Consider the following 26520-nt stretch of genomic DNA (forward strand, 5'->3'; position numbering starts at 1 on the left):
CCCGGACGAGTATCTCAAGAATGCCGACTTCTGGCGCACCCGTGTCCATCCCAAGGACATTGATGCGGTGGAGGCTGAGCAGGCCAAGCTATTCGAGGCGGGCCAACATACAACTGAATACCGCTTCCGCAAGAGTGACGGCAGTTATTGCTGGGTAAGCGACGAACAGCGGCTAATCCGTGATGAAAAGGGCGAGCCCATCGAGATTGTCGGTTCTTGGAGCGACGTTACCGCGCGGAAGACTGCCGAGCAGATAGCCCTACAAGCAAGCCAGCGCGTCACAGATGCTATCGAGTCGATCTCGGAGGGCTTTTCGCTCTACGACGCCGACGACCGGTTAGTGCTGAGCAACGACAAATTTGCCGAGTTATTCGATTATGGTGCAGGGGCGCCCAGACTGGGTATGACCTACGAGGAGATCATCCGTAGCGCGGCGGATCGAGGGTTGATTGAGGACGCCAAAGGCCGCAGAGTGGCCTGGCTCCGGCGGCGCTTAGCGCACCACCATAACCCGACTCAGCCGCTACTGGAACGTCGTACCGATGGGACTTGGCTACAAATCTCGGAACGCCACATCCCGAGCGGTGGCAGCGTCGCAGTCTACAGCGATCTCACCGAGATCAAGGAAAGCGAGGAGCGGGCTGCGGCCGCCAACCAGCTCATCATGCAAAGCTTGCGCTATGCGAGGCGCATTCAGTCGGCAATCCTTCCCGCACGCGAGAAGCTCGCCTCGGTCACCGCGGACCATTTCTTGATTTGGGAACCGCGCGATATCGTAGGTGGCGACTTTTTCTGGTTCCAGCCGATTAGCGACGGTTATGCCATCGTCGTCGGCGACTGTACGGGCCATGGCGTGCCGGGCGCCTTCATGACGCTGATTGCCTGGGGTATTCTGGATCGCATGCAAGCATGGACACAGAACAGCAGCCCGAGCCAAGTGTTGACCGGCCTACATCGCGGTGTGCAAAGCTTACTCGGCCAGGATAGCGGCTCGGGCGAGACGAATGACGGGCTCGAGGCCGGGGTGTGCTTCGTCAACACTTCAAAGCAAGAGATGATATTCGCGGGCGCGCACCTCTCGCTCTGGAAGGCCAATCAGGAGGACGTGATCGAGATTAAGGGTGATCGCAAGGGACTGGGGTATCGCGGCTATCCGCGAGAAGCGGAGTTTACGAATTTCAGCCTTCCGATTGAATATAGCGATGCCTTCTATCTTGCCACTGACGGTCTTTTTGAGCAGGTCGGAGGTCCACGGGGCCGATCCTTTGGCAAGCGGCGCTTTCGGAGTCTGCTCAAGCGCAATCAGGGGGCGCCAATGCAGAAACAGGACGAGTCGCTATGCCGGTCTTTCAAGAAGTTCCAAGGCCAGCAACCCAGGCGCGACGACCTTACGGTGTTGGGTTTTGTCCCGCTTGGAGAAGGAGGCATCCATGCTCGCGCATGAGCTGTTTGAAGTCCGTTCGATGTTACGCAAACAGGGGATCATCTTCGCCTACAGCGGCTACGTCACCGAAGCGGTTCTGAGCGGTGTCGGCGACGCGATCAAACAGAAACTCTTATTCGACGATGCTAATACCAAGACGGCACGCAGCGTGTTCGCCGTGTTCGTCGAGCAAATGCAGAATATGATCCGCTACTCAGCGGAGACAGCGACCGCTGGTGCGGCCAGTTCTTCTCCCAACGGAATCCGCTACGGCGTGCTCACCATCGGCCAAGAGAACGGCGACTATGTTATTAATGCCGGCAACCTCGTTCAGCTCCCCGACGTCGACCGACTTCGGGCAAAGCTCAGCAGGATTCGCAACATGAACAAGGAGGATCTCCGCGCCCTATACAAAGAGCAGCTCCGCGGTGACCCTGGAGAAGGCAGTAAGGGCGCGGGGCTCGGCTTCATGGAAATCGCCCGGCGCGCATCAAAGCCAATTGACTTCGATTTCGTCGATGTAGACGACGAACATGCGTTCTTCACACTTAAGGCCTCGGTGTAGGGTTGTATCGATGCGGAAGCTCTACATCCCGGCCTCTTCCCGCACGCCGATGATAGATTTTGATTTCGGCAAGAACCATCTAAAGATTTCCGGCGAATCTTATCCGGAGGACGTGACTGAGTTCTACAATCCGCTATTTTCCGCGCTCGACGCCTACCTCGCCGAACTCGGGCCCGGTAAGAGCTGCCGCTTCGATTTTGAGCTCATCTATATCAATTCGAGCAGTGCTAAGGCCGTCATGATGCTGATGGATAAGCTCGATGTAGCGGCGTCCAATAGTGCCAACGTCGACATCTATTGGTTCTACGATGCGGAAGATGATACTATGCAGGAACTCGGCGAGGAATTTGGTGAGGACCTAGAGAATGCCAAATTCCATCTCGAGAAAATGCATGGCTGATGTCTAACAACGATCTATTCGCGGCCGAAGATGGGGTCATAAGCGCGAGTGAGCAGCTCATTGCCACCGGCGGTTTAAAGGGTCCTGCATACGAGCAGCATTACGAGAAGCTTCTGAACAGCTACCGTAAGCTATTGCGCGTGTCGCGCCGGCTGATGCGTCTCAGCGATCGCAATGAACAACAGCTCAACGCCGCTGCCGGCGTCATTGCGCAGAAGAACAAAGAGCTTGAGGCACTTTCCACCAAGCTCTCGAAATACCTCTCACCGCAAATCTACAATTCAATCTTCACGGGTGAGCAGGGCGTAGAGATCGCATCAAGTCGCAAGAAACTCACAGTTTTCTTCTCTGACCTGGTCAATTTTACTGAGACCACGGACAAGCTTGAATCAGAGGAGCTTACCAGCCTGCTCAACCACTACCTGACCGAGATGTCCAGGATCGCACTTAAGTTCGGCGGCACCATCGACAAGTATATCGGTGACGCGATAATGATCTTCTTCGGTGACCCGGAATCGAAGGGCGCCAAGGAGGACGCCCTGGCCTGCGTTCGCATGTCCATTGCTATGCTGCAGCGTATGCGAGAGCTGCGCTCGGAGTGGCAAGATGCGGGCGCAGAGCGGCCGTTCCAGCTGCGGATGGGCATCAATACCGGTTATTGCACCGTAGGCAATTTTGGCGGCGAGGACCGCATGGACTATACCATCGTCGGCAACGTGGTGAACATGGCCGCACGTCTGCAGACCCAGGCTGAAGTCGATAGTATCCTCATCGGTCGTGAGACCCATTCTCTGGTGAAGGACGAGATTGCAGCGGAGGAACGCAGCTCGATTAAGGTAAAGGGCTTCGCAGAGCCCATTGGCTGCTACAAGGTGCTCGGCCTCTATGACGACCTCATGCGGGAGGGTCAGCTCATCCGCGAGGAACAGGAGGGCTTCAAGCTTCTGCTCGACCTCAAAAGACAAGACAAACAAAAGACCATCAGCACGCTTGAGGCAATTCTTGCGCGCTTACGGGGGTGACGCGAACGATCGTACGAATTGCCGCTGGCGTGCTGATTTTTGTTTCATATGAGAGGCCGAGGCAGTTCCCTGTTGGGCATTGTCAGACAAACCTGAGCGGGCCTGCGAAGGGTGCCGGTCTGAGGGCGTTCAGGCCGCCAGCTGATGCCACTCGGTCAGGGCGGCAGAACGGTTCTGTTTGAAGATGTCGCGGCGGTTAAGGTGACGGTCGTGGTTGAAGTGGTTGTGGATTGATGCGTGCGCGGCGGCAAATTCTCCGCTTTACCCTCAGTAGTGGACATTGTGAGCGTGGCCGCAACAACCCTAGGCGTATCGCCTTAGCGTCCACCTAGTACGTTCTTGAGCAAATCGGGCCCCCGCAACCAATTAAGTTACTCAAATCAAATAGCAAACTAAAGCCTTGACCTCAGGAGAGATTCTCTGACACAGGGCGTGTCGGCACGGTGACGCATGTGGTTTCTGAGACTTAAAGTAAGTCGCTTAGTTCCGCTGACCCTTAATCCGTGGATCCCAGGGTCTGATCCACGGTGGCAATACAAGATTTGCGGAGAGGCACGTGTCAGGAGCTTCCGTCTACCTGCTGAAGGCGCTCGATCTAATCGCCAGTGTTAAAACTCAACGCCTCCGCCCGTCTTGCCAAGCAGCAAGAGCACAACGTCGGCCCTCTGCCGTTGCCCGGGGGTCAGAGCCTTGTAGAGGGCCTCAGTCGCCGGCTGCAAAGCCTTCCTCGCATTGAGCCGCGCCTCCATCTCAGCGGTCTGCGCCCGCATGCGGTCAACGATCTCACCCGACTGTTCAGCGTTTAACATGGCCTGATGCGCCACCCGCATGGTCGTGACGTTGGCACGCGATACGTCCTCGTAAGCCTTCCAGGCGGCAGCCTGGTCATCGGTAATGCCAAGTAACGTTCTCGCGTAGGCAAGGCGGCCCTCGACCCTGGCCAGGAGGTCATCTTGGCTGTAGCCCACGTAGTAAATGCCAATGATTTCCCCCGATGCGTCTTTGATCGGCTCATAACCTGTGACATAGGGCGTGCCCAGGATCGGGACCTTGCCGTAGTATGCCTTGCCTTCTTTGATCGCCTCGAGTGCCGGGCCGACCAGGATGGTTCCAATCGCCCGCCCGCTTCCGTCCGGCTTCGGCACGTTCGTTGCGACGCGGATGTATTCATCGCCGCCCTTCACGAACAGCGTCGCCGTCATCCCTCGCCCGTCCTCCGTCGCAACCTCATCGACAACGTTAAAGCTGTTGTTAATTTTGGTCGAACCGAAATGCAAAGCAGGGGCTTCTTTGCCGTCAACGGGGTCCTTTCCGTCAATCTTTGGCTCTCCCAATTTCGCTGTCTGCTCCTTCAAATCCGTCATCGATTTCACGACTCTTGCATCCTGAGCGTTGCAAGAACTTGGCCCAAGCAAAGGAGTTGCAAAGGTGCCAACCGCGAGGGCAAGCACGCCGAAGACATGCGCTTTGGCAAGTGGCTTCGCTGTGGGAGAGACTGCGAGTAAGCTCCGGAATATATGCTTCATGGGTTCCTCTCCGAATTTCAGTGCTGACTTGATGCCCATGCTCTCATCATGCGAACCGGTTAATCGCCCGGTCTAACGGGGTGTCTGGGTGGCTGGGCGGTGATGCCAGAGGCGGCACGACCTTGAATATCGATGGCCGCAAGAGTTGCAGCATTGCTACCGCACTGGAGATTTAGTGATTCCTGTTTGGAGGTTTCAATCAAGAGGAGCTCGCCTGCCTCTACTTTAACCAGAACGCGTTTAGCTGACTCGCCAGCGTCGGAACCCAAATCGTCCCAGACTACTGCGTTGACGGCGCAACGGCCATCCCTAGGCTCAAAGAAAGCTACGACATGCATAGTGCCAATCGTGGCGAGAATGCCGTCGTTAGGCCCGACAGGCCCTAGATTCTGCACTATCTCCTGGGCACTGACATGGATGTTAACAGTAGAGAGGGAGACGACGAATGCACCAGCCGCTGCAAGTTTTCGAAACATGATTCGAGCAAGTGGAACCATCGGATTTCCTTCAGAGCTAATTCGAGTTTTGACTGCACTAGTTGACTCGCAATGCCAAGGCCCCGCGCTAGAAACTTTAAATTAATGATCCCATAAATGTTAACATTTGTCTTGCTCTGTAGTCATTACATTTTTTCGGAGTGATCAGCTTTGGCTCAGAAAGTTCCCTTGGACGCCTCCGTCAAGATCCGCTTTGCTGTCCTCGCCGCGACCCCCAGAACGATTCGAATCTTCTTCTTTTGCCAAAGAACTGCAGTCCAAGAGGATCGCCTGAAGCCGACGGTGATCTTCCAGCGTGACGTTAATCGCTGCTCTCATATCGAGAGCTTGAACTGCTTCGGGCAGTTGGACATCGTCTGTAGGAATCAGACACCTAGTGAATGGGAACGGACGAGATGCTTGAGCGAAAAAATACTATGAGGATAGGGATTTGGATCGTCGGGGCTTTGCTCGTGATTGGATACATTTTCACCGGCTACCGCACGATTGAGACACGACAGCATTTGGAGGCAGTAAAAAGCAAACTGATGAGCGCCAAACAATTGGCAGCAAAGACAGCCGCGGAGACCGATGCTCAAATCAACGAGATTCAGATCAAATTTGATCAGGCCACTTCGAAGATTGCACAACTAAGAAACAAACTCGACACAGCCCAATCGCAGCTTAAGGAGAGGGCTTCTAGTCTGGAAACAATGCGAAGCGAGCTTGAAAGCGTCAAGCAATTGGCAGCAAAGACAGCAGCGGAGACCGATGCCCAAATCAACGAGCTTTGGACCAAATTGGATCAAGGCACTTCGGAGATTGGACAACTAAGAAACAAACTCGACACAGCCCAATCGCAGCTTAAGGAGAAGGCCTCTAGTCCGGAAACAATGCAAAGCAAGCTTGAAGGCGACAAGCAAACGGTAAACCGAGTAGTCGTGGAGGCCTATGCGGAAATTATGACGCCCCTGGAGCGGGTAGCCAGCACGCCCAAAGGTCAGCTGAAAAGCCCATACGTGGACTTCGCCAGCGTTGCCGAGGAAGGCCATCGCAAGTACATGGCTGCAGGCTGCAATGGCTGCCATGGAGGAGGTGGAGGAGGAGGGATGGCAGCGCCGCTAACTAATCCCGTTTGGATCTATGGCGATGACGACGACACACTGTTCCGGCTGATCGCGCTTGGCACAGGTAAACTTAGTCCAGACAACGCGTTTCCGAAGCTGGGCTATGGACGCAAGGGCTCCGAGTTCGTAGTCGGGCCGATGCCGCACTTCGGCGAAATTATAAAGACCGATGATGACCTCTGGAAGATCATCGCTTGGATGAGGACGGTGCATTGTAGCCGCCGAGTGGAAGATAGATGTTGAGGAGGGGGCTAGATGTCTAGCCCCCTTGGACTGTACCACCTTGCGGCGATTTCTCTAGTAACGTCTCGGGCACGGGTGGGCGCATGCCGAGGGCGTGGTGTGGACGGATGTGATTGTACTGGCGGAGCCAGCGGTTGATGACGGTTTGGGCCTGGCGCGTTGTTGCAAACCATTCAGCGTTGAGTACCTCACGGCGTAGGGTACCGTTGAAGCGCTCGTTGTATCCGTTCTCCCAAGGAGAGCCCGGATAGATCTGCATGGGGGTTATGCCCACCCGCTTCAGCCAATCCTGCACCGCTTGGGCAACGAACTCAGGCCCATTGTCGGACCTTAGATAGGTCGGTTTGCCGCGTTCGAGAAGAAGTGGATAGAGGGCCTCCAGCACCTCGTTTGCCCCCATCTTGGTGCCCACCGTCACCGACAAGGCCTCGTGGGTATACTCGTCGAGGACGATCAGCATCTTGTAGGGGCGGTCGTTGCTCAGTCTGTCGTGTACGAAGTCGATGGACCAGATGTGGTTCGCATAGTGCGGCCGGCGCCGGATGACGGAAGAATCGTGATGGTAGAGCCGCTTGTGCTTCTTGTGCCGTCGCGGCAGCTGAAGTCCTTCTTCGCGCCAGAGGCGCTCTACCTTCTTGTGATTGGCCGCAGCCGCGTCAAACTCGAAAATCGCATCGACCTTCGGCACATGACACCCGCTCAAGTTTGGCGTCTGGATTACGCAGGGCAAACTGCTGAAACATTGTATATCCCTGCGATCGTGGAAATCCAGCGTTTGAAGCCAACGACCACTTGCAAGTCCGCTTTGGGTCATTAGCTGACATCGTCGCGCCGATCGAGGATGTCCGCTTTGCTACTCAAAGCCGACGTGCTACCGGACGAATACGACAGACGGGTAGAGGGTCTTGGTGCGGGAGGTTCACGAAATACCTTTTGCGCTTCAAAGGGCCTTTTACGCCCGCACCTGCCGATAACAAATTGATCTTGTTGCGAAGTGGCACAACTCCCGGGCCCACCAACTCTCCAGCATATCTCTGATAAGGGATCTCCCACCACGGGCGTCTTGACATCGGTTAGGGCCGCGTGTCTGTTGGGCCAGCATTGGCTTGAAGCGGGGCGCAAGTGTCCGACGCTGTTGGTCTTGAGCGAAACCGTACGCTCGACCGTTCATCTCTCGTCCCGTTGGTGTGCTTTCTCAGTCCGTTGGTGACGTCGGCAGTGCCGCGTCTGACGTGGCTATTTCTTCCACTCCTTGCATTGTCATTCGCGGTGGCCGCACTCAGAGGCGGCGGCGATTGGCGCCGCTTGATCAAACCCAACGCCGCGCTCATCGCTATGCTGCTCGTGACGGGTTGCACCTTGCTCAGCGCGGTCTGGGCGGCCAATCCGGCGGCGGCAATCGGCAAAGGCGCTTTGCTCTTTTTTGCAACGCTCATAACCTTCGCCGCAATCGGGGCGCTTGCAGAGGTCGATGCGGAGCGGCTCCGCCGCCCAGCCTTAGCCTTCGCCGCTGGCGCCTTCCTTGGCGGACTCTTCATTCTGTTCGAGCTGCTCACCGACGCTACCTTGGCGCGCGCGTTCGGGAACTTGATCGCCTGGTTCAAGCCTGCCGACGCGCAACAGGTGCTCGATGGGGCCCGAGCCGCGAAGCTCAACCAGAATGTCGCCATTGTCATGTTCAACCTGTGGTCCGGATTGCTGGCGCTACAGATGCTCGAGGGGCGGAGGCGGCGCGCGGTGGCAAGTTTTCTCTTCGCCCTGGCGATCGCGGTTCCCGTCCTCCTCTCGTATCATCAATCCTCGCAGCTCGCTTTGCTGTTGTCGGTCTTTGTGTTCCTTTTGGCGCAGCTTTGGCCAAAGGCTGTGGTTCGCACGCTCGCCGCCGTCTGGTGCCTCGGTTTCGCGCTCGTGCTGCCCCTGAGTTTCGCCGCTTACAATGCGGATCTGCACCTCGCGTCTTGGATGCCGAGCTCGTTCAAAGCGAGGATCATCATTTGGGAGTACACGGCCGAACGCGCGCTTGAACGTCCATGGATCGGTATCGGCGCCAGGTCGACGCGGGACTTGAGACAAGCGGAAGACTTGGCCGAGAAGCCCGAAGGCTTCGTCCTCTCGCGCAATACCGGGATCCACGCACACAACATTTTTCTGCAGAGCTGGTATGAGCTCGGGTTGGTGGGGGTGATCTTGATCGCTTTTGCGAGCGCGATGATTGCGCTCCGCATATCCCTACTGCCCCTCGAAGTCGTACCCTTCGCGGGAGCGACCTTCACGATCTTCTTGGCGATTGCATCCGTCGCCTGGGGCATGTGGCAGACATGGCTGATTTGTGCCGTCGGGCTTATGGCCGTCTATCTGCGGCTCGCCGTGGCGGCGCGCCGGAAGTCCTAGACTGGCGGCGCCTGCCGCGCTCGTGCTAAATTCCGGCTACGAGTGTCTATTGTCGTAGCAGGAGGGAAGGCAGCGTGGATCAAGTCGCTCCCAGCATCAATGTGTCCGATACCAGCTTGGCGAAGCGCGTGGTCGCGCATTGGCTGGAGGAACTGCCGAACGTGCCGGTGCACGACGAGCCCTGCCAGCATCTTTACAGCGATCGCATGTGGCCCGCGGATGTCTACGACGACATCCTGCGCCTGCTTCCGGAGCAGAAATCCTATGATCCGATCAATCCCAAGGTCTGGATCAACGACCAAGGGGTCTCGACGCGCGACAGAGCCCTTTTGCCTGAGTCCATCGAAAGCATGGACGAGGAGCGCGCGCGCTTCTGGGAGCAGATTTGGCTTGCGCTCACGTCCGAGTCCTTCAAGCGCATGATGTTCACCAAATTCGAGAAGGACATCGCGTTGCGACTCGACAAGAAGCCTGCGGACATTGTGGACACGGAAGTCTATGTCAACAGCATGCTGCTGCACGACATTGAGGACTACGAAATCAAACCGCACCCGGACGGCCGGCCCTCGATCCTGACCATGCAGTTCTATCTGCCGGTCGATACGAGCGCCAAGGATCTCGGCACGTCATTTTACACCGAGAGGCCTTTGTTGCGCCGTCCGTTCGAGGGTCGGTATCGCGAAGTCAAACGCATGCCGTTCATGCCGAACAGCGGGTATGTGTTCGTGGTCAACGATTTGCCGGGTCGTCGCAGCCTGCACGGTCGCGAGTTGATCCAATCCGGTGCCGGCGACCGCAACACGATTCTTATCCGCTGGGCCGCAGAGGACCAAAATCGCAAGCGCGGAAAGAAGGGTTTCTCGCGAACCCATAATTTGTTCTAAGCCGGGCGAGAGCAATCGGTTGGCGCGGTAGCGCGGCCACACTTTGGGTCTTTCGGTGACATCCTGCCTTAGTTGACCGAGACGCGGAACCAACGCGTCAGAGGCACGTTCTCCCGCGCGCCTGCAACTCTCGCAGGTGCGTTCAAACGGAGGACAGACCATGAAGTATTTCGTCTCCATGCTCACCATTGCATCCGCTCTTGCCCTGACGGGCCCTGCGTTCGCTGGCGAAGGCAGCCAGGCCGATTGTGAGGCCGCCGGCGGCGTGTGGAATGCCGACACCAAGTCCTGCACCAAGTAGGACTTGCAAGCGGGGTAACGGTGGGCCTCTCCCGCGGCCCGCCGTTATCCCTTGGGCGCCTCGGTGCCCGCGACGTCTGAGGCCCATGACGTCAGGGCCCCCGGCGTGCTATGGACCCCCGCCGGCCGGACAAGGCGGGCGAAGCGGGTCGAGCATGGTCGGTAACAGCAAACTCATCGAGAACTACGCGCAGATCCATGCGTCGCAGGCCTATGGCAATACCTCGGTCAAGAACCTGCGCCTGATCCGGCCGGAGATTCAGCTCCTGAGGCCCCAGTCGATCGTCGATTATGGCTGCGGCCAGAGCGCGCTTCTGGACCGGCTGGACTTGGGTTATCCGGTCGAGGGCTACCGCTACGATCCGGCGATCCCCGCGTTTGCGCAAAAGCCCGACGCTAAGGTCGATCTCCTGATCAATGTCGACGTGCTCGAGCATGTCGAGGAGAGCGATCTCGACGAAGTGCTCGCCGACATGCGCGCCATGTGCCGCGATGCGTTGATCATTGTCGACACCGCGCCGGCCAAGGGCGTGCTTCCAGACGGCCGGAACCTGCATGTGACGTTGAAGCCGCATGATTGGTGGCGGGAGCGCATTGCGCAGCATTTCGGGCCGCTCTACCCGGTCCGCACGTTGCGGCGCGCACGCGCCGGCTTCAAAACGTGGCAGCGCGGGCCGAAGCAGACGCTGCAATACCACCTGATGCGCGCGCGCGAAGATGCGCGGTACTACGCCAAGCGTGTTCAGGGAAAGCACAAAGTGCTGTAAGCGCGGCTAGAACGTGTAGCCGAATCTCTCGATCTCCGGCGCGTACCAATCTTCGACGATCTTTCGGGTCTTATCGGTATAGAGCTTCCGATAGTCGCCGCCGCTGCCATACACATTGAGGCGGGGCAGGGGCGTGTCGCCTTCGATGCCGATCTCCTTCAGCACTTTTGCGAGGTCCTCGCCCAAGGTTTCATAACGGCCGAGGAAGTCGACGGCGACGTCTCCATCGATCGTGTACAGCGAGTAATTCTCGACGCTGGCCTTCTCCTTGTTGGTCATGAAGCTCTCGAACGAGGGCCGGTGCGTCTTCGACTTGGTCTTGTAGAAGTACCAGGAGATCTGCTTGTCCCAAGGGTTCCGTTCGAACGTGAACTTGTAATAGCTGTTCCAGATCTCATCGCCCACATAGGCTTTGATGCGCCACGCCGGAATGTGCTCGTAGAAGCCGATCGTCGGGTGATAGACGCGCTCGGGCCGGCGTAGCAGGCGCCGCCACAAAGGGCGCTTCGGTACGAGCGGATGGTCAAGCCGGTAGTTCCGCGGCGGCATGCGCTCGCCCGTCATCAGCCGGTCGGTGGTCGGCGTGATCACGTCTTCAGGCCCGCAAGCCCGCGACAGCATCGCCTCAATGCTCGACGAGGCGGTCTTGCGCGTCTTGATGTAGATGAACTTATGCTTGTGGCTGAGGATCATGGGCGTTGGAACGGGAACCTTCGGGCCTCACGGCGGCGGCGTGAAACTAGTCGTTTCACGCCACGTCGGGCAAGCGCCCGATTAGTCTTTCTTGCCTTGGAGCGACAGGGCGAGGTTTTCCAGGATCGTGCCGAAATGGATTTCCTGGATCTTGAGCGCCATGGCGATATCCTTGAGCTTCTTGCGTTCCTCCCCGGAAATCCGGTTATCCGCTAGAAGCACCAGATAAGCCGAGCGGATAATCTCTTCTTTTATGGGGTCATCGAGCACGGCGGAGGCCGCGGCGAACTGCGCCAGAACGTCGCCCTCGGCGTTCGCCTGGGCGGCCTTGGCGATATCGACGGCGGTCAGACGGCGCCCGGTCTGCTTCTCGTAGACCTGCTGGATGAGGCCCACCTCGCGCGTGTCAAGCCGGCCATCGGCGGCGGCGATCACCACCATTGCCTTCAACAACCAATCTGCGTCTGTGCTCATCTGATCCTCAGCCATTGGCCCCATCCCAGGGTATCCTCGATCTTGCGGCCGATAGTGCGGGGGCGGGCGCTTTTTGCCAAGACGGGCAGGTCAGCAAAACAAGGCTTTGAAGCGGGCAGCCAAGTTGCGCTATGAGGCGGGGTCCTCTTAAAGACAGAAACCATGCGCCCACTCAGGATCATCTTCCTCGCCGATACCCGGCCCGGCCACTACCACCTCGCTCAAGGCGTGATCGCGGCCCTTGCGCATGTGCGCCCGGTCGAGGTCACGCGCATTGAGGTGAAGCGCAAGTGGATCGTGCCGACCAGGTGGCTGCGCGCGCGGATCAACGCAGACACCTTCTTTCCGCCGCGCATGTTGCGCATGGCCTACCGCATCGACGCGGAAGAGCTGCCGGACGCCGATCTCGTGGTGTCCGCGGGCGGCGAGACGCATATGCCGAATATCTGCGTGACGCGGCTGCTCGACGTGCCCAACATCTTTTGCGGTTCGCTCCTACGCGGCCTGGAGGCCGACAATTTCAGCCTGATCATCTCATCTTACGACTGCGATGCGGACAGTGAGCGGCATCTGGTGACGCTGAAGCCGTCCCCCATCAATCCCGATGCACTCGGCCGCCCCAAAACGGTGCCGTGCTTTGGCCCCGACCGGCTGCCGAAGCTGGCCGGCCTGTTGGTTGGTGGCAAAGCCGGGAGCTTCCGCTACACCAGCAAAGAATGGGAGCGGCTGCTGGCATTCGTCGCCGAAATCTCCAAGGCCTGGGGGACGCGCTGGCTGATCTCCACTTCCCGCCGCACGCCGGACCAGGTGGCGGACCGCATTGCCGAGCTCGCCAAGGATGACAGCGTCGTGGCGAAGTTCATCGACTTCCGAACCGCAGGGCCCGGCACCCTGCCGGAGATCCTCTCCAAGGCCGAGGTCGTCGTCTGCACCGAGGATTCAAGCTCGATGATTTCGGAGGCCATCTCTGCTCGCCTGCCTGTGGTCGGCGTCGCGCCCGCGCGGCACCGCTTCACCGACGAGGAGACGCTCTACCGGGACTTTCTCATGCAAAACGGCTGGTCGCGGGTCGTGCCCCTCGCCAAGCTCACGCCGGAGACCTTCGCCAAGGCGCTTTCCGAGATCGAGCCCTTGCATGAGAATCCGCTCGATGCGCTGGCCGCCAAGCTGAAAGAGCGCCTGCCGGAGCTCTTCTAGCTGCTACTACCGCCTATAATTGCGGTTGTAGTTCTTGCGCTGCTTGTTGCGGTTGTTCTTCTGAATCTCGTTACCGACGATGCCGCCAATGAGCGCGCCACCGATTACGCCACCGGCGCGCCCTCGTGTGACTGCGGCGCCGATCCCTAAGCCGATGGCGCCGCCATCGCCATATTGTAGTAGAAGCGATCCCTCGCTCTATTCGGGATGCCGGGCTCACGACGGCTGCGCTTGTTTTGGGGTGGTCGTCGCGTCCGACATTGAGTTCGTGCGTCCGAATCGCTAAAAGCGCGGGCGAAACCTCCTCGCAACACGAAACGATGACGGAAGCCCATGGCCACCCCGCAATACGTCTACGTCATGAACAAGCTCAACAAGACCTATCCCGGGGGGAAGCAGGTCTTGAAGGACGTGACACTCGCCTTCCTGCCTGGCGCCAAGATTGGCGTGGTTGGCGTCAACGGCGCCGGCAAGTCTACGCTGCTGCGCATTATGGCGGGCGATGAAAAGGAGTTCGTCGGCGAGGCCTGGGCCGCCGAGGGGGTCAATGTCGGCTATCTGCCCCAGGAGCCTCAGCTCGACGACAGCAAGGATGTCATGGGCAATGTCATGGAGGGCGTGGCCGAGAAGAAGGGCAAACTCGACCGTTACAACGAGCTGGCCGTGAACTATTCCGACGAAACGGCGGACGAGATGGCGCAACTCCAGGACGAGATCGACGCGCAAGACCTTTGGGATCTCGACAGCCAAGTCGAACAGGCCATGGACGCGCTGCGCTGTCCGGCCGGCGATGCGGACGTGACCAAGCTCTCCGGTGGCGAGCGCCGCCGCGTCGCGCTGTGCAAGCTTCTGCTGGCAAAACCCGACATCTTGCTGCTGGATGAGCCCACCAACCATTTGGACGCCGAGAGCGTCGCCTGGCTGGAGCACCATTTGCGCGACTACGCGGGCACCGTGGTCATGGTCACCCACGATCGCTACTTCCTCGACAACATCACCGAATGGACGCTCGAACTCGATCGCGGAGCCGGGGTTCCCTACAAGGGCAACTACTCGTCCTGGCTGGAGCAGAAGCACAAGCGCCTCGACGTTGAGGGCAAGCAGGAAGAGGCCAAGCAGCGCACGCTTGCCCGCGAGCTCGACTGGATCCGCGCAAGTCCGAAAGCCCGCCAAGCCAAATCCAAGGCCCGCATCAAGGCCTATGACGAGCTTCTCGCCGAAGCCGGCAAGGACAAGACCGGGAAAGCGCAGATCACCATCCCGCCGGGCCCGCGCCTGGGCGATGTCGTGATCGAGGCCGAGGGGCTGGAGAAGGGTTTCGGCGAGCGGCTTCTGATCGATGGCCTGTCGTTCAAGCTGCCGCCCGGCGGCATTGTCGGCGTCATCGGTCCGAACGGCGCCGGCAAGACCACGCTATTCCGTATGATCGTCGGCCAAGAGACGCCGGAGAACGGCGAGATTCGCGTTGGCGACACGGTAAAGCTCGGCTACGTGGATCAATCGCGTGACGCGCTCGACGAAAAGAAGTCCGTCTACGAGGAGATCTCCGAAGGCGCAGAGGTGGTGACGCTCGGAAAACGCGAAGTGCCGGCCCGCGCCTATGTCGGCTGGTTCAACTTCAAGGGCGGGGATCAGCAAAAAAAGGTGGACCAGCTTTCGGGAGGCGAGCGCAACCGCGTGCACTTGGCGAAGATGCTGAAGTCGGGCGCGAACCTGATCCTACTCGATGAGCCCACCAACGATCTCGACGTGGAGACCCTATCCTCGCTCGAAGCGGCACTGGAAGACTTCGCCGGCTGCGCCGTCATCATCAGCCATGATCGCTTCTTCCTTGACCGCATCGCCACGCATATTCTTGCCTTCGAAGGCGACAGCCACGTGGAGTGGTTCGAGGGCAATTTCGAGGACTACGAGGAGGACAAGAAGCGCCGCCTCGGCGAGGACTCGGTGGTCCCGAAGCGCATCAAGTACAAGAAGTTCGCGCGTGGCTAAGCAGACGGCCCCGGCGTGCGCGGCCTATTGCGCAGGCTTCACGAATTTCAGCGTCATGCGGTCGCTTTCGCCGATCGCCACGTACTTGTCGCGATCCTCATCGCCGAGACGCAGCGATGGTGGCAGCGTCCACACGCCTTTCGCATAATCCTTCGTGTCCCTCGGATTGGCATTGATCTCAGATTTGTCCGCAAGCTCGAAGCCCGCCTTCTCCACCAACTCGATGACGTAGTCCTCGTTCACGTAGCCTTTGCCGCCTTTGGGGTCCTGCTTCACGTTGGGATCACCGCGATGCTGTACGACGCCAAGCACGCCACCCGGCTTCAGGGCCTTGAACATGGCAGCGAAGGCCTCCTGCTCGGAGCCCGATCTCATCAGGCTATGCACGTTGCGGAAGGTGACGACGAGGTCGGCCGAGCCGGAAGGCGCGATGTCCCCCTCTTTGGTCAGCTTCGTTCGCTTGACGTCGCCGTAAAGCTCGGGCGCGTCCTTTATCTTCTTGTCGAACGCGTCGAGGGACATTTGAAGCGGCGCGTAGGATGGATCGCCCGGGTGTTCGGCGGCATACAAGGTGCCGTTGCCCTTGAGGTAGGGCGCAAGAACCTCCGTGTACCAGCCCCGGCCTGGGTAGATCTCGACCACCGTCATGTCAGGCCTGATGCCGAAGAAGGTGAGCGTCTCAGCCGGGTGACGGTATTTGTCGCGCGCCTTGTTCTTCTCAGATCGGTGGTCGCCGGCGGTAACGTCGTTTAAGCGACCATCTTGTGCCGGTGTCTCCTCCGCGCGCGCGGCGAACGACGCGAGTACGAAAAATCCGAGCATGAGAAGCAGACGAGCGGAGCTTGTGCGCAGAGCGATCATGTATTCCTCGTGGCTGGTGGACGGCAGATTGCAGCCAACGTAGCAGCTCGCGGCCAAACACAAACCCCTGCGTCAGTTCAAGATTTGTTGAGGTCGGAGCCTCAAACGGATCACGTCGTGCGGCTGATGGCGGCGTAATAATCGAGCGCGTAATCCGCGACGAGTCTCGGCTTGTCTCGAGGATTGATGATCGATCGTGCCGACACCCATCGATCGGTGTCCTCATCGAAATAGTCGGCGAATTTCTTGCCAGTGAAGACGCCTTTCTCCATGCCGTAGAACATGATCTTGGCGGCGAGTTCCGGCTCGAGCGCGCGATTGGCCGCCTTGTCCGAGCTGGTCAGGTCGATATCGAACTTGCGCTGCATCTTCGTGTAGTTGGACCGGCCCGTGAGCTGCACATAGCCGCGCCCGTGAAAAAGCACACCATCACCAGGTTGAGTGTTACCGAGCTGGCGCGCGACCCGCGGACGGTCCCCCTCGATGTCGTACATGTGGAAGAAATAGCGCCGGCCGCCATACTCTTTGATCGGCTGCATCGTGGCGCCGGTCTCGTGATGGGTGGTGCCGAGGGCGTAGGCCAGCCAGCGATCGTCCTTGCGGGCGTAGTGGGCTTCCCACGTATCGAGAATGAAGCTTAGGCCATCCACCTGCCGCTGCCGCATGCGTCCCTTGAAGAGCACGCGCCGCGCAAAATCGAAGAAAAACCTGCGATTGATCCCCACGTTCGGGCCTCTTTGGGTTGCCGCAACCGAAGAGCGCAAGGCTCTCGTGACTGCATGTTACCCCGAAGAGGGCCGGTGGGGATTGCGAGGGGGCCTAGATCCTCAAAGGGAGCGCTTCGAGGCCTATTGCCTCGATGGCGGGCGGGTACAGCTGTCCCCGAGGGCCTCCCGAACACCGTCGGTGAGGCGCATCTCGTCGTGGCTCCACTCTCCGCACCAATGCTGGTTCGTGGTCATCGGAAATTTCTGCACGACCGTCCCGGTGGAGGGATTGATGGCAATGGCCGGCGGCTAGCGGTGGCAATGCCCCACAGTCCGAGGACGGGCGGTCTTGTCGATGACCCAGTAGACGCAATGGGAGCATAGTGGCCGAAGGTGGCGCATCGGGCGTTCCTTGTCTGACTACTCTTGAGACTACCCCGAGGCCTATCACTAAAATTTTCAGAAAGTCTGAACGGTCTCCGGCTTGCGCCCAGTCGCCAGAAGATATAAACATATCTTTATGTCCGACGACGCTCAGAGCCCCCAGGCCCCTGAAGGCTTAAGCAGCGACCAGGCCCTTGCCGTGCTCCGTGGTGCGGGCGAGGCCACGCGCTTGCGCATTCTGGCGCTGCTGGCGGGCGCGGAGCTGAACGTCAAGGATCTCACCCAGATACTGGCTCAGAGCCAGCCGCGCATCTCCCGGCACCTCAAACTGATGGCCGAAGCCGGGCTCATCACCCGCTTCCGCGAGGGCTCCTGGGTCTTCTTCCGCGCCGCCGATAGCGGCCCGGAGGGGGCGCTCGCCCGTGCCATCGTGGAAAGCCTCGATGCCTCCGATTTGACGCTCGCCCGCGACCATGCCCGTGCCGAGGCGGTGCAGACGGCGCGCGCCGAGGCCGCACAAAGCTACTTCAAGGCCCATGCCGCCGAGTGGGACTCGATCCGCGCGCTCCATGTGGCGGAGAGCCAAGTCGAAGCGGCCATGGACGAGGTGCTGGGCGAGGGGCCCTTCGAATTCCTGGTCGATCTCGGCACCGGCACAGGGCGCATTCTCGAACTGTTTGGGCCGCGCGCCGCGAAGGCGCTTGGCTTCGATCTCAATCACGACATGCTCGCCTATGCCCGCATGAAGCTGGAGCGCACCGGGCTCTCCCACGCACAAGTGCGCCACGGCGATCTCTATAACGTGCCGCTGCCGGACGAGGCGGCGGACGTGATTGTCCTGCATCAGGTCCTGCACTTCCTCGACGACCCTGCCATCGCCGTGGCAGAGGCCGCGCGCGTGCTGAAGCCGGGCGGCAAGTTGCTCATTGTCGACTTCGCGCCGCACGAGCTTGAATTCCTGCGCGAGCAATCGGCTCACCGCCGGCTCGGTTTCGCGCGCGATCAGCTCGGCCGTGTGCTTGAAGGCTCTGGCCTCAAGGTTGATCGCTTCCACGAGCTGAGCCCCACAGGTGAGGGCAAGCTCACCGTATCGCTCTGGCTCGGCCTCAAGCCGGCTGCTGCCAGCAAGAAGAGAAAAGAAAACCGCAACGTGGAGGTCGCCGCGTGATGCTCGCATCATCTCAAGAACCGCCCAAGCGCCGCATTCTCGGCCGTGGCGACATCGACGTATCGTTCGAGTTCTTCCCGCCGAAGACCGATGCGATGGAGGAGAACCTGTGGCGTTCCATTCGCCGGCTCGAACCCTTGCGGCCCAAATACGTGTCGGTGACGTATGGCGCAGGCGGGTCCACGCGCGAGCGCACCCACGCCACTGTGGCCCGCATGTTGCGCGAGACGACCTTGCGGCCGGCCGCGCACCTCACTTGCGTGAGCGCGACCAAGGAGGACGTCGACGAGATCATCCGCGATTACTGGGACCTCGGCGTGCGCCACATCGTGTCGTTGCGCGGCGACCCGCCCGGCGGCGTGGGCGAACGTTACGAGCCGACACCGGGCGGCTATGTGAACGCGGCGGATCTCACCGCAGGGATCAAGAAGATTGCGCCGTTCGAGATTTCCGTCGGCTGCTATCCGGAGAAGCACCCGGAGTCGCCCTCCGTCGAGGCCGACATCGATATGCTGAAGGCAAAGATCGATGCGGGCGCGACGGGCGCAATCACGCAGTTCTTTTTCGATAACGAGGTCTATTTCCGCTATCTCGATCGCGTCCGCGCTGCCGGGATCGAGATTCCCATCGTGCCCGGACTCATTCCGATCCACAATTTCAAGCAGATCTCCAGTTTCGCGCAGCGTTCAGGCGCGAGCATGCCCGATTGGATCGGGCGCCGGTTCGAAGGGTTGGACGAAGATCAGGAGACGCGCCATCTCGTGGCTGCCGTTGTCGCCGCCGAGCAGGTGCTGGGTCTCGTCGATCAGGGCATCACCGAGTTTCACTTCTATACGCTGAACCGCGCCGACCTCGTCTATGCGATCTGTCATCTGCTGGGCCTGCGCCCGGCCAAGGCGTTCACCGAGAAGAAGCAGGTAACGACATGACGCGGGAAAAACGCATCGAGGCGCTGAAGCGCGAAGCGACGAAACGAATCCTCATCCTCGACGGCGCCATGGGTACGGCCATCCAAGGCTACAAGCTTGATGAGGCCGGCTATCGCGGCGCGCGCTTCAAGGATTTCGATCGTGACCTCAAGGGCAACAACGATCTCCTTGTACTCACCCAGCCCGGTATTATCCGTGAAATTCACGGGAAATATCTCGAAGCTGGCGCCGACATTCTTGAGACCAACACGTTCAACGCCCAAGCCATAAGCCAGGCGGATTACGGTCTTGAAGATATCAGCCACGAGATGAACGTCGCGGCGGCCAAGCTCGCGCGCGAGGCCGCGGACGAATGGACCAAGAAGACGCCGGATCGCCCACGCTTCGTGGCGGGCGCCGTCGGTCCCACCAACCGCACGGCCTCCATCTCGCCGGACGTGAACAATCCGGGATTCCGCAATGTGAGTTTCGACGAGCTGGTCGAGGCTTACGCGGTTCAGACACGCGGGCTCATCGAGGGCGGCGTCGACATCGTCATGATCGAGACGGTCTTTGATACGTTGAACGCCAAGGCCGCAGGCTACGCCGTCGAGCAAGTGTTCGACGAGATGGGCGTCGTACTGCCCATCATGGTCTCCGGCACAATTACGGATCTGTCGGGCCGTAACCTGTCAGGACAGACACCGGAAGCCTTCTGGTACTCCATGGAGCATCTGAAACCCTTCTCCATTGGGCTCAATTGCTCCTTCGGTGCCGAGCAGCTCCGGCCTTCGGTCGATGAGATCGCTCATGTCGCCGAGACCTATGTCAGCGTCTATCCCAATGCCGGGCTCCCCAACGAGATGGGCGAGTACGACGAGACGCCAGAGATGATGGCCGACCTCCTGGAGGAGTGGGCGAAAGACGGGCTGCTCAACATCGTTGGCGGCTGTTGCGGCACGACGCCGGCCCATATCGGTGCCATTGCCGAGGCGGTGGCGAAGTATCCGCCGCGTAAAGTGCCGGACGTGCGTCCGGCGTTGCGCCTCTCCGGCCTCGAACCGTTCGTGCATGGTTAGTTTCTTGATGGATGAATTGAAGTGAGCAACGCAGCCCAGAATTTCGTTATGGTGGGCGAGCGGACCAACGTCACCGGGTCCGCGCGCTTCCGCAAGCTGATCGAGGCGAACGACTACGCCGCCGCGCTCGAGGTCGCGCGCCAGCAGGTGGAGAGCGGCGCCAACATGCTCGACGTCAACATGGACGAAGGCATGTTGGACTCCGAAGCGGCGATGCAAACCTTTCTGAACTTGATTGCCGCCGAACCAGACATCAGCCGCGTGCCCATAATGATCGACTCCTCGAAATGGTCGGTGATCGAGGCGGGGCTGAAATGCGTGCAAGGTAAGTCGGTGGTGAACTCCATCAGCATGAAGGAAGGCGAGGAGCCGTTCCTGGAGCACGCGCGGAAGATCCTGCGCTACGGCGCTGCCGTCGTGGTCATGGCCTTCGACGAGACGGGCCAGGCCGAGACGGCGGAGCGCAAGTTCGAGGTCTGCAAGCGCGCTTACGAGCTTCTGACGGAGAAGGTCGGTTTTCCGCCGGAGGACATCATTTTCGATCCGAACATCTTCGCCGTCGCCACCGGCATCGAAGAGCACAACGACTATGGGCGCGCCTTCATCGAGGCGACACGGCGCATCAAGGAAGAGCTGCCGCATGTGCATGTCTCGGGCGGCGTGTCGAACCTCTCGTTCGCCTTCCGCGGCAACGAGCAGGTGCGCGAGGCCATGCATTCGGTGTTCCTCTATCACGCCATCCAGGTGGGCATGGATATGGGCATCGTCAATGCCGGCCAGCTCGCGCTCTATGACGATATCGAACCGGAGCTGCGCAAGCTCGTCGAGGATGTGGTGCTCAATCGCCGGGAGGACGCCACCGATCGTCTGCTCGAGGCGGCCGAGCGCTACAAAGGCGGCGCTTCGCAAAAGAAAGAGGCGGACCTCTCCTGGCGCGAGAAGCCGGTCGAGGAGCGCCTCACATATGCGCTGGTGCACGGCATCGGCACTTATGTCGAGGAAGATACCGAGGAGGCGCGGGCCAAGGCCGAGCGGCCGCTGCACGTCATCGAAGGCCCGCTCATGAACGGCATGAATGTGGTCGGCGATCTGTTCGGCGCCGGCAAGATGTTCCTGCCGCAGGTGGTGAAGTCCGCCCGCGTGATGAAGCAGGCCGTGGCTTACCTCATGCCTTTCATGGAGAAGGAAAAGAAAGAGCTCGGGCTTACCGAACAGAAGGCCGCTGGCAAGGTTCTGCTCGCCACCGTCAAAGGCGACGTCCACGACATCGGCAAGAACATCGTCGGCGTCGTGCTCCAGTGCAACAATTACGAGGTCATCGATCTCGGCGTCATGGTGCACTCGCAGGTCATCCTGGAGACGGCACGCGAGAAACAGGTCGACATTATCGGTCTGTCGGGACTGATCACGCCGTCGCTCGACGAGATGTGTCATGTCGCTTCGGAGATGGAACGCGAAGGCTTCGATGTGCCGCTTCTCATCGGCGGGGCGACCACGAGCCGCGTGCATACCGCAGTCAAGATCAGCCCGAACTATCAGCGCAGCCAAGCCATTTACGTGACGGACGCAAGCCGCGCCGTCGGCGTGGTTTCGGGACTCATGTCCGAGGAGCAGCGCCCGGAGCAGATCGCCAAGGTGCGCACCGAATATAAGCAGATGGCCGAGTCGTATGCGCGCGGACAAGCGGAGAAGTCGCGCGCCTCGCTGGCGCAAGCCCGCGCCAACGCGCTCAAGCTGGATTGGAACGGCTACACCCCGCCCAAGCCCGGTCATTTCGGTGCGCGTGTCATCGAGAACTACGACCTCGCAACGCTCGCCCGCTATATCGACTGGACGCCCTTCTTCCAGACTTGGGAGTTGAAGGGCCAGTACCCGCGCATTCTCGACGACGACAAATACGGCGAGGCCGCGCGTCACCTGTTCGACGATGCGCAAGCCATGCTGAAGCAGATCATTGACGAGAAATGGCTGACGGCGAACGCCGTAGTTGGTTTTTGGCCCGCCAATACGGTGGGCGACGACATCGCGCTCTTCGCCGACGAGACACGGAAGATCCCGCTCGCCACGCTCCACACGCTCCGCCAGCAAATGCGGCGCGATGGATCAAAGCCCAATCTCGCGCTCGCCGACTTCGTCGCACCGAAAGAGACGGGGATCGCCGACTATGTTGGTGGCTTCGCAGTCACCGCCGGTATCGGCGAGGAGGACGTGGCGCGGCGCTTCGAACGCGCCAATGACGATTACTCGAAGATCCTGGTCAAGTCGCTCGCCGACCGGCTGGCGGAAGCTTTTGCCGAGGCGCTACATGAGAAGGTGCGCCGTGAGCTGTGGGGTTACGCGCCGGACGAGACGCTCTCGAACGAGCAGCTCATCGCCGAGAATTATGCCGGCATTCGTCCGGCGCCCGGCTATCCGGCCCAGCCCGACCACACCGAGAAGCGCACGCTGTTCACGCTGCTCGATGCGGAGAACAAGATCGGCGTGAAGCTCACGGAGTCTTGCGCCATGTGGCCCGCGGCCGCCGTGTCGGGTCTCTATTTCTCCCACCCCGAGAGCCGTTATTTCGGCATCGGCAAGATCGGCCGCGATCAAGTCGCCGATTACGCCGCACGAAAGGGCTGGACCGTCGAGGAGGCCGAGCGTTGGCTCGGGCCCATCCTCAGCTACGATCCCAAGCGGGCCGCAGACGCCGCCGCGTAAGACAACGCCGACGTCCGAGACCGCCCAGGCGATTAGGTTCGCCGGAGGCGCCACACTTCATTGAACTGTCGGTGGCGGCCCTAAGGGGCCGAAAGCCTCGCTCTTAGATCATCCCTAGGATGACGGCGGCGAGGAAACCGAAAGATACGATCGCCATCACGGCGGTCAGTTTGGCTGTGAGTTCCATCGGAAGCTCTCCTTTCCGATTGGAGGGTGCCCGTTACCGAACTGTCGGATTTTACTGGGTCCCCTCAAGTCGTGCCAAGGTGTTTTCTTGCTGCGCCGCACAATTGTGAAGAGCTGCAAGCTGATGCAAACAACGTTGATTGGGCCTTTTTGGTTCGTCCCGAACCGAAATTTTTTTCCAAATCCCGGATTTCCGCCACGAATGGGGCGGGTCCGTTTGAGCGCGGAACGTGGCGCCTAAGGCGGTCAGGAAAAGCTGTGGAAAAGCGTACGGCGCAGCAGGATATCCTCGAACCCGTCGGCGACGAGGTCCGGCAGCGCGGCGGTCTCCTCAAATCCGTGACGCTGGTAGAAGCGTAAGGCCGACGCGTTGCCGCGCGAGGCACACACCCAGAGATTCCGGGCCTCTAAGCGGCTTGCCTCCTGCGCGAGCCAATCGAGGACGGCCGCCCCCAAGCCGCGCCCTTGGGATGCGGGCAGGATGGCCAGCAACTCGACATACGGCCCAAGGAGCCAGGGGTAGCGGATCGAGACGGCGCCGGCGGGCGCGCCGTCGACGTCGATGACATAGCGGCGGGCGCCATCGTCGCGAGCGGCGAGAAAGCGCGTCATCGCCTCGGCGGAGTAGCCCATCTGCGACCACGGCGGCATCGCGACAATGGCCTCAGCGAGCCTGGCGCAGTCTTGTTCCGAAGGTGGGCGAAGCCGTCCAACCGAAAGATCAGCGCTGCCGGAAAGTGGAGAGTGATCCATTCTTTGTCTTGCGCCGTTTGGCGCGCGCCACGCGAGCTCGATTGTCTCCTGGACGACTGAGATAGCACGTTTCCGCGATGACGGGTTTTCCTGCGGCGAGCAATTCGCCGACCGTGACGAACTCGTAGCCTTGGCTCTTGAGCTTCGGCAGGGCGAGCGCGAGAGCTTCTGCGGTTCTCCGACCGCGTCCGTTCGCGTGCGCCACGACGATGGCGCCCGGATGGGCCTTCGTGAGAATCGTATTGGCCATGGTCTTGGCCGAGATGCGCGGATCGGGATCGCCCGACACGATGTCCCATTGGACCGCGAGTTGCCCCGCCTCGGCCACCGCGGTCAGCGCCTTGGCATTGCACCGCCCGTAAGGAAACCGCATCAAGGTCATGCGTGTCTGAATGTCGGGCGCGGGGTCCGTGGCGCAGGCGCGGGCTTTGAGAGCGCTCTTCGCCCGGGCATAGGCGGCCTCGGTCAGACGGATCTCGTCGCTCAGCGTTGCCTTGCTCGCCTTCGTAAAGTCTCGATGACGAAGACCATGGCCGCCAATTTCGAAATTGGGGTCGGCAATCAATTGCTGGGCGCGCTCAGGATGGCTCTCCAGCCACTTTCCGCCGGCGAAGAAGGTTGCTTTGACGCCCTCCTTCCGCAGGAGATCGACCACGCGGTAATCATATCCGGCGCGGCGGCCGCCGCTTTCGCACAAGTCGAAGGTAAGCGCGATCAGCTTCTCGCCGTCCGGCAGATCGACGCTGCGGATCGAGCCGCGCAATTCCTCCGATACCGGCTCCGGATCGGGCAGAGCTTCCGTCCTCAGCGCTTTCAGATCGAACCGCGTGGCGGACGGCGGAGCCTTGAGCTCAGCTTTCGACCCGGCGAGCGCCTCGGAGGTCCAACAGCGCGCGAGCACGCCGGCGTCTTCGGCTGGGCCGAGGTTTTCTGTTGAGCCTATGTCTTCGGCATGTGCCGTGCTCACGCAGAAAACCGCGAGCGCGCGCAACCCCGACAACACCGCACGGATCAGCGCCATAAGGCATCGTCCCCTTTGGGCAATCTATCGGACCGTCGCGTGCTGAGTGCGACGAAAGACTAGCGAATTTGCCTGAGCGGAGCCTGGGAGACCATCGGGCAATCCAATGTCTTTTCCAGAGCGTCGATGAGCTCGCCCTCGTCGTTGGCCTTGATGTACAGGCCGTTGTTTTCGTCGGCGACGCACATCAGATCCATGAAGTTGTTGCCGCCGGTCCAGGAGAATCCGGAATAGCGGAACGCGATGACGTGGATGGTGAGCTGGTACGCTTCTTGGTGGAGCAGCTTGGCCAGCTCGCAAGGTGAGCGCCCGCAGGTTTCCTCGCCGTCGGTCACCAGGACAATGACGCCCGGCTTATTGCGGAAGTCGAGCGCTTCGGCCGCTTGCTCAAAGCCCTCGGTCAGCGGCGTCTTGCCGGCCGGGATCAACCGGTTCACCACGCGCATGATGGGCTTGGCGGCGTCGATGGTTGGCTTGAGGTTGAGGGTGACGTTGCACTGATTGTAGGGACCTGGACCATAGGTCACGAGGCCGACGCGGCGGAACCGCGTGGCACTCGGTAGGACGTGGCCCAGTGCTGAACGCAACTCATCTATGCGCGGGCGTGAATTCGGGATACCCAGAGTTTGGTTTCCGGACATGGAGCCGGACGCATCGAAGACGATCATGGCGTCGTCGGTGCAAGGGCCTTTTTTGGCGCTTTGCCCGACGGCCAGGCTGGCCACGCCAGCGACAGCGATCGCAGCGATGCCGGCGATCAGCCGAGAGGGCAGATGGTCGGCAAATCCAATGCCACGACGCTGCATATGACGACACTCCCTTGGTAATTTCGGCGCGAGTGTAGCGAAATTCCGCATATGAAGGGAATAGCAGGAATTCCGGGACGTCCGCTGCCCGTCCGTCCGCTCAAGGGCTGAAGATCAAAAGGATATAGACGAAGAACAGAAGCAGGTGGACGACGCCTTGCAGCACGTTGGTGCGCCCGCCGCCGAATGTGAGGCCGCTGATGAAAAGGGTGAGGACCAGCAGCACCGTCTCGGTCCCGGTCAGCCCCAGATGCACGTCGCGCCCGGTGACCATGCCGATCAGCAACACGGCAGGGATCGTGAGGCCGATCGTCGACAGGGCGGAACCCAGGCAGACATTCACCGCCCGCTGAAGGCGATTGGCGAGTGCGGCATGAAACGCCGTGAGGGCTTCCGGCGCCAAGACCAGAATGGCGATCAAGATGCCGCCAAGCTCGTCGGGCAGGTCGAGATCTTCGATGCCGTAA

25 protein-coding genes and 1 pseudogene are annotated in these 26520 nt (G+C 60.2%); 15 read left to right on the forward strand and 11 right to left on the reverse strand.

The window, feature by feature from the left end; translation table 11 throughout:
* The 4 genes from ABY454_RS08255 to ABY454_RS08270 form a co-directional block, all read left to right on the forward strand.
* The coding region (locus ABY454_RS08255; RefSeq protein ID WP_372929736.1) for a PAS-domain containing protein at nucleotides 1-1444 on the forward strand (1444 nt) is incomplete at its 5' end.
* Nucleotides 1431-1988, forward strand: a complete 558-nt coding sequence (locus tag ABY454_RS08260; RefSeq protein WP_372929737.1) for a SiaB family protein kinase — start codon at nucleotides 1431-1433, stop codon at nucleotides 1986-1988. The genes ABY454_RS08255 and ABY454_RS08260, both read left to right, overlap by 14 nt.
* Before the next feature lie 10 nt (nucleotides 1989-1998).
* The gene (locus ABY454_RS08265; protein ID WP_372929738.1) at nucleotides 1999-2388 is read left to right on the forward strand and encodes a DUF1987 domain-containing protein; all 390 of its coding nucleotides are present in this window, start codon (nucleotides 1999-2001) and stop codon (nucleotides 2386-2388) included.
* A complete protein-coding gene (locus tag ABY454_RS08270; protein WP_372929740.1) occupies nucleotides 2388-3410 on the forward strand; it encodes an adenylate/guanylate cyclase domain-containing protein in 1023 nt (340 codons plus the stop codon). The genes ABY454_RS08265 and ABY454_RS08270 overlap by 1 nt, the downstream gene beginning before the upstream one ends.
* A gap of 608 nt (nucleotides 3411-4018) precedes the next feature.
* Here ABY454_RS08270 and ABY454_RS08275 read toward each other — a convergent pair.
* Complete coding sequence (locus ABY454_RS08275) at nucleotides 4019-4975, reverse strand: Cache 3/Cache 2 fusion domain-containing protein (protein ID WP_372929742.1); 957 nt, start codon at nucleotides 4973-4975, stop codon at nucleotides 4019-4021.
* Between the two features lie 20 nt (nucleotides 4976-4995).
* A complete protein-coding gene (locus ABY454_RS08280; RefSeq protein WP_372929743.1) occupies nucleotides 4996-5433 on the reverse strand; it encodes a hypothetical protein in 438 nt (145 codons plus the stop codon).
* 380 nt (nucleotides 5434-5813) lie between these two features.
* On the opposite strand from ABY454_RS08280, the gene ABY454_RS08285 reads away from it, so the two are divergent.
* A complete protein-coding gene (locus tag ABY454_RS08285) occupies nucleotides 5814-6782 on the forward strand; it encodes a c-type cytochrome (protein WP_372929745.1) in 969 nt (322 codons plus the stop codon).
* Nucleotides 6783-6798: 16 nt separating this feature from the next.
* On the opposite strand, the gene ABY454_RS08290 is transcribed toward ABY454_RS08285, so the two are convergent.
* Nucleotides 6799-7485, reverse strand: a complete 687-nt coding sequence (locus ABY454_RS08290; RefSeq protein WP_372929747.1) for an IS3 family transposase — start codon at nucleotides 7483-7485, stop codon at nucleotides 6799-6801.
* A gap of 566 nt (nucleotides 7486-8051) precedes the next feature.
* On the opposite strand from ABY454_RS08290, the gene ABY454_RS08295 reads away from it, so the two are divergent.
* From ABY454_RS08295 to ABY454_RS08310, 4 genes are all read left to right on the forward strand, one after another.
* On the forward strand, nucleotides 8052-9173 hold the full coding sequence (locus ABY454_RS08295) for an O-antigen ligase family protein (protein ID WP_372929748.1): 1122 nt from the start codon (nucleotides 8052-8054) through the stop codon (nucleotides 9171-9173).
* A gap of 74 nt (nucleotides 9174-9247) precedes the next feature.
* The gene (locus ABY454_RS08300; RefSeq protein ID WP_372929750.1) at nucleotides 9248-10057 is read left to right on the forward strand and encodes a hypothetical protein; all 810 of its coding nucleotides are present in this window, start codon (nucleotides 9248-9250) and stop codon (nucleotides 10055-10057) included.
* Between the two features lie 160 nt (nucleotides 10058-10217).
* On the forward strand, nucleotides 10218-10358 hold the full coding sequence (locus tag ABY454_RS08305) for a hypothetical protein (protein WP_372929752.1): 141 nt from the start codon (nucleotides 10218-10220) through the stop codon (nucleotides 10356-10358).
* A 154-nt stretch (nucleotides 10359-10512) separates the two neighbouring features.
* Nucleotides 10513-11124, forward strand: a complete 612-nt coding sequence (locus ABY454_RS08310; RefSeq protein ID WP_372929754.1) for a methyltransferase domain-containing protein — start codon at nucleotides 10513-10515, stop codon at nucleotides 11122-11124.
* A gap of 6 nt (nucleotides 11125-11130) precedes the next feature.
* Here the strand turns inward: ABY454_RS08310 and ABY454_RS08315 are convergent, their stop codons facing one another.
* Together ABY454_RS08315 and ABY454_RS08320 are read right to left on the reverse strand one after the other, a co-directional pair.
* The gene (locus ABY454_RS08315; RefSeq protein WP_372929755.1) at nucleotides 11131-11817 is read right to left on the reverse strand and encodes a sulfotransferase family 2 domain-containing protein; all 687 of its coding nucleotides are present in this window, start codon (nucleotides 11815-11817) and stop codon (nucleotides 11131-11133) included.
* Nucleotides 11818-11898: 81 nt separating this feature from the next.
* Nucleotides 11899-12291, reverse strand: a complete 393-nt coding sequence (locus ABY454_RS08320) for a hypothetical protein (protein ID WP_372929757.1) — start codon at nucleotides 12289-12291, stop codon at nucleotides 11899-11901.
* A gap of 162 nt (nucleotides 12292-12453) precedes the next feature.
* Between ABY454_RS08320 and ABY454_RS08325 the strand changes: the two genes are divergently transcribed.
* Both ABY454_RS08325 and ettA read left to right on the forward strand, forming a co-directional pair.
* Complete coding sequence (locus ABY454_RS08325; RefSeq protein WP_372929758.1) at nucleotides 12454-13488, forward strand: mitochondrial fission ELM1 family protein; 1035 nt, start codon at nucleotides 12454-12456, stop codon at nucleotides 13486-13488.
* A gap of 333 nt (nucleotides 13489-13821) precedes the next feature.
* The gene (gene ettA, locus ABY454_RS08330; RefSeq protein WP_372929760.1) at nucleotides 13822-15480 is read left to right on the forward strand and encodes an energy-dependent translational throttle protein EttA; all 1659 of its coding nucleotides are present in this window, start codon (nucleotides 13822-13824) and stop codon (nucleotides 15478-15480) included.
* A gap of 24 nt (nucleotides 15481-15504) precedes the next feature.
* Here ettA and ABY454_RS08335 read toward each other — a convergent pair whose 3' ends face one another.
* Both ABY454_RS08335 and ABY454_RS08340 read right to left on the reverse strand, forming a co-directional pair.
* On the reverse strand, nucleotides 15505-16341 hold the full coding sequence (locus ABY454_RS08335; RefSeq protein WP_372929761.1) for a class I SAM-dependent methyltransferase: 837 nt from the start codon (nucleotides 16339-16341) through the stop codon (nucleotides 15505-15507).
* Between the two features lie 110 nt (nucleotides 16342-16451).
* Nucleotides 16452-17066, reverse strand: a complete 615-nt coding sequence (locus ABY454_RS08340) for a hypothetical protein (RefSeq protein ID WP_372929763.1) — start codon at nucleotides 17064-17066, stop codon at nucleotides 16452-16454.
* Between the two features lie 502 nt (nucleotides 17067-17568).
* Here ABY454_RS08340 and ABY454_RS08345 point away from each other — a divergent pair.
* From ABY454_RS08345 to metH, 4 genes are read left to right on the forward strand one after another with little or no spacing between them, the layout of a single operon-like run.
* Nucleotides 17569-18600 (forward strand): ArsR/SmtB family transcription factor, encoded by a 1032-nt coding sequence (locus ABY454_RS08345; protein ID WP_372929765.1) that lies wholly within the window; start codon nucleotides 17569-17571, stop codon nucleotides 18598-18600.
* Nucleotides 18600-19529 carry a methylenetetrahydrofolate reductase [NAD(P)H] gene (gene metF / locus ABY454_RS08350; protein WP_372929767.1) on the forward strand — a complete coding sequence of 310 codons (930 nt, stop codon included), beginning with the start codon at nucleotides 18600-18602 and terminating at the stop codon, nucleotides 19527-19529. Before ABY454_RS08345 ends, metF begins: the two co-directional genes overlap by 1 nt.
* A complete protein-coding gene (locus ABY454_RS08355) occupies nucleotides 19526-20587 on the forward strand; it encodes a homocysteine S-methyltransferase family protein (protein WP_372929769.1) in 1062 nt (353 codons plus the stop codon). Before metF ends, ABY454_RS08355 begins: the two co-directional genes overlap by 4 nt.
* A 48-nt stretch (nucleotides 20588-20635) precedes the next feature.
* Nucleotides 20636-23287, forward strand: coding sequence for a methionine synthase (metH, locus tag ABY454_RS08360; RefSeq protein ID WP_372929777.1), 2652 nt, complete (start codon nucleotides 20636-20638; stop codon nucleotides 23285-23287).
* A 432-nt stretch (nucleotides 23288-23719) separates the two neighbouring features.
* Here metH and ABY454_RS08365 read toward each other — a convergent pair whose 3' ends face one another.
* From ABY454_RS08365 to ABY454_RS08380, 4 genes and pseudogenes are all read right to left on the reverse strand, one after another.
* Nucleotides 23720-24124, reverse strand: coding sequence for a GNAT family N-acetyltransferase (locus ABY454_RS08365; RefSeq protein ID WP_372929771.1), 405 nt, complete (start codon nucleotides 24122-24124; stop codon nucleotides 23720-23722).
* A gap of 70 nt (nucleotides 24125-24194) precedes the next feature.
* Nucleotides 24195-25247, reverse strand: a complete 1053-nt coding sequence (locus ABY454_RS08370) for a polysaccharide deacetylase family protein (protein ID WP_372929773.1) — start codon at nucleotides 25245-25247, stop codon at nucleotides 24195-24197.
* A 59-nt stretch (nucleotides 25248-25306) separates the two neighbouring features.
* Nucleotides 25307-26053, reverse strand: coding sequence for a VWA domain-containing protein (locus tag ABY454_RS08375; RefSeq protein WP_372929775.1), 747 nt, complete (start codon nucleotides 26051-26053; stop codon nucleotides 25307-25309).
* Between the two features lie 100 nt (nucleotides 26054-26153).
* A pseudogene (locus ABY454_RS08380) lies at nucleotides 26154-26520 on the reverse strand (calcium:proton antiporter); the annotation flags it as partial.

The sequence above is a fragment of the Methyloceanibacter sp. genome (genome assembly GCF_041573655.1).
GTDB lineage: Bacteria > Pseudomonadota > Alphaproteobacteria > Rhizobiales > Methyloligellaceae > Methyloceanibacter.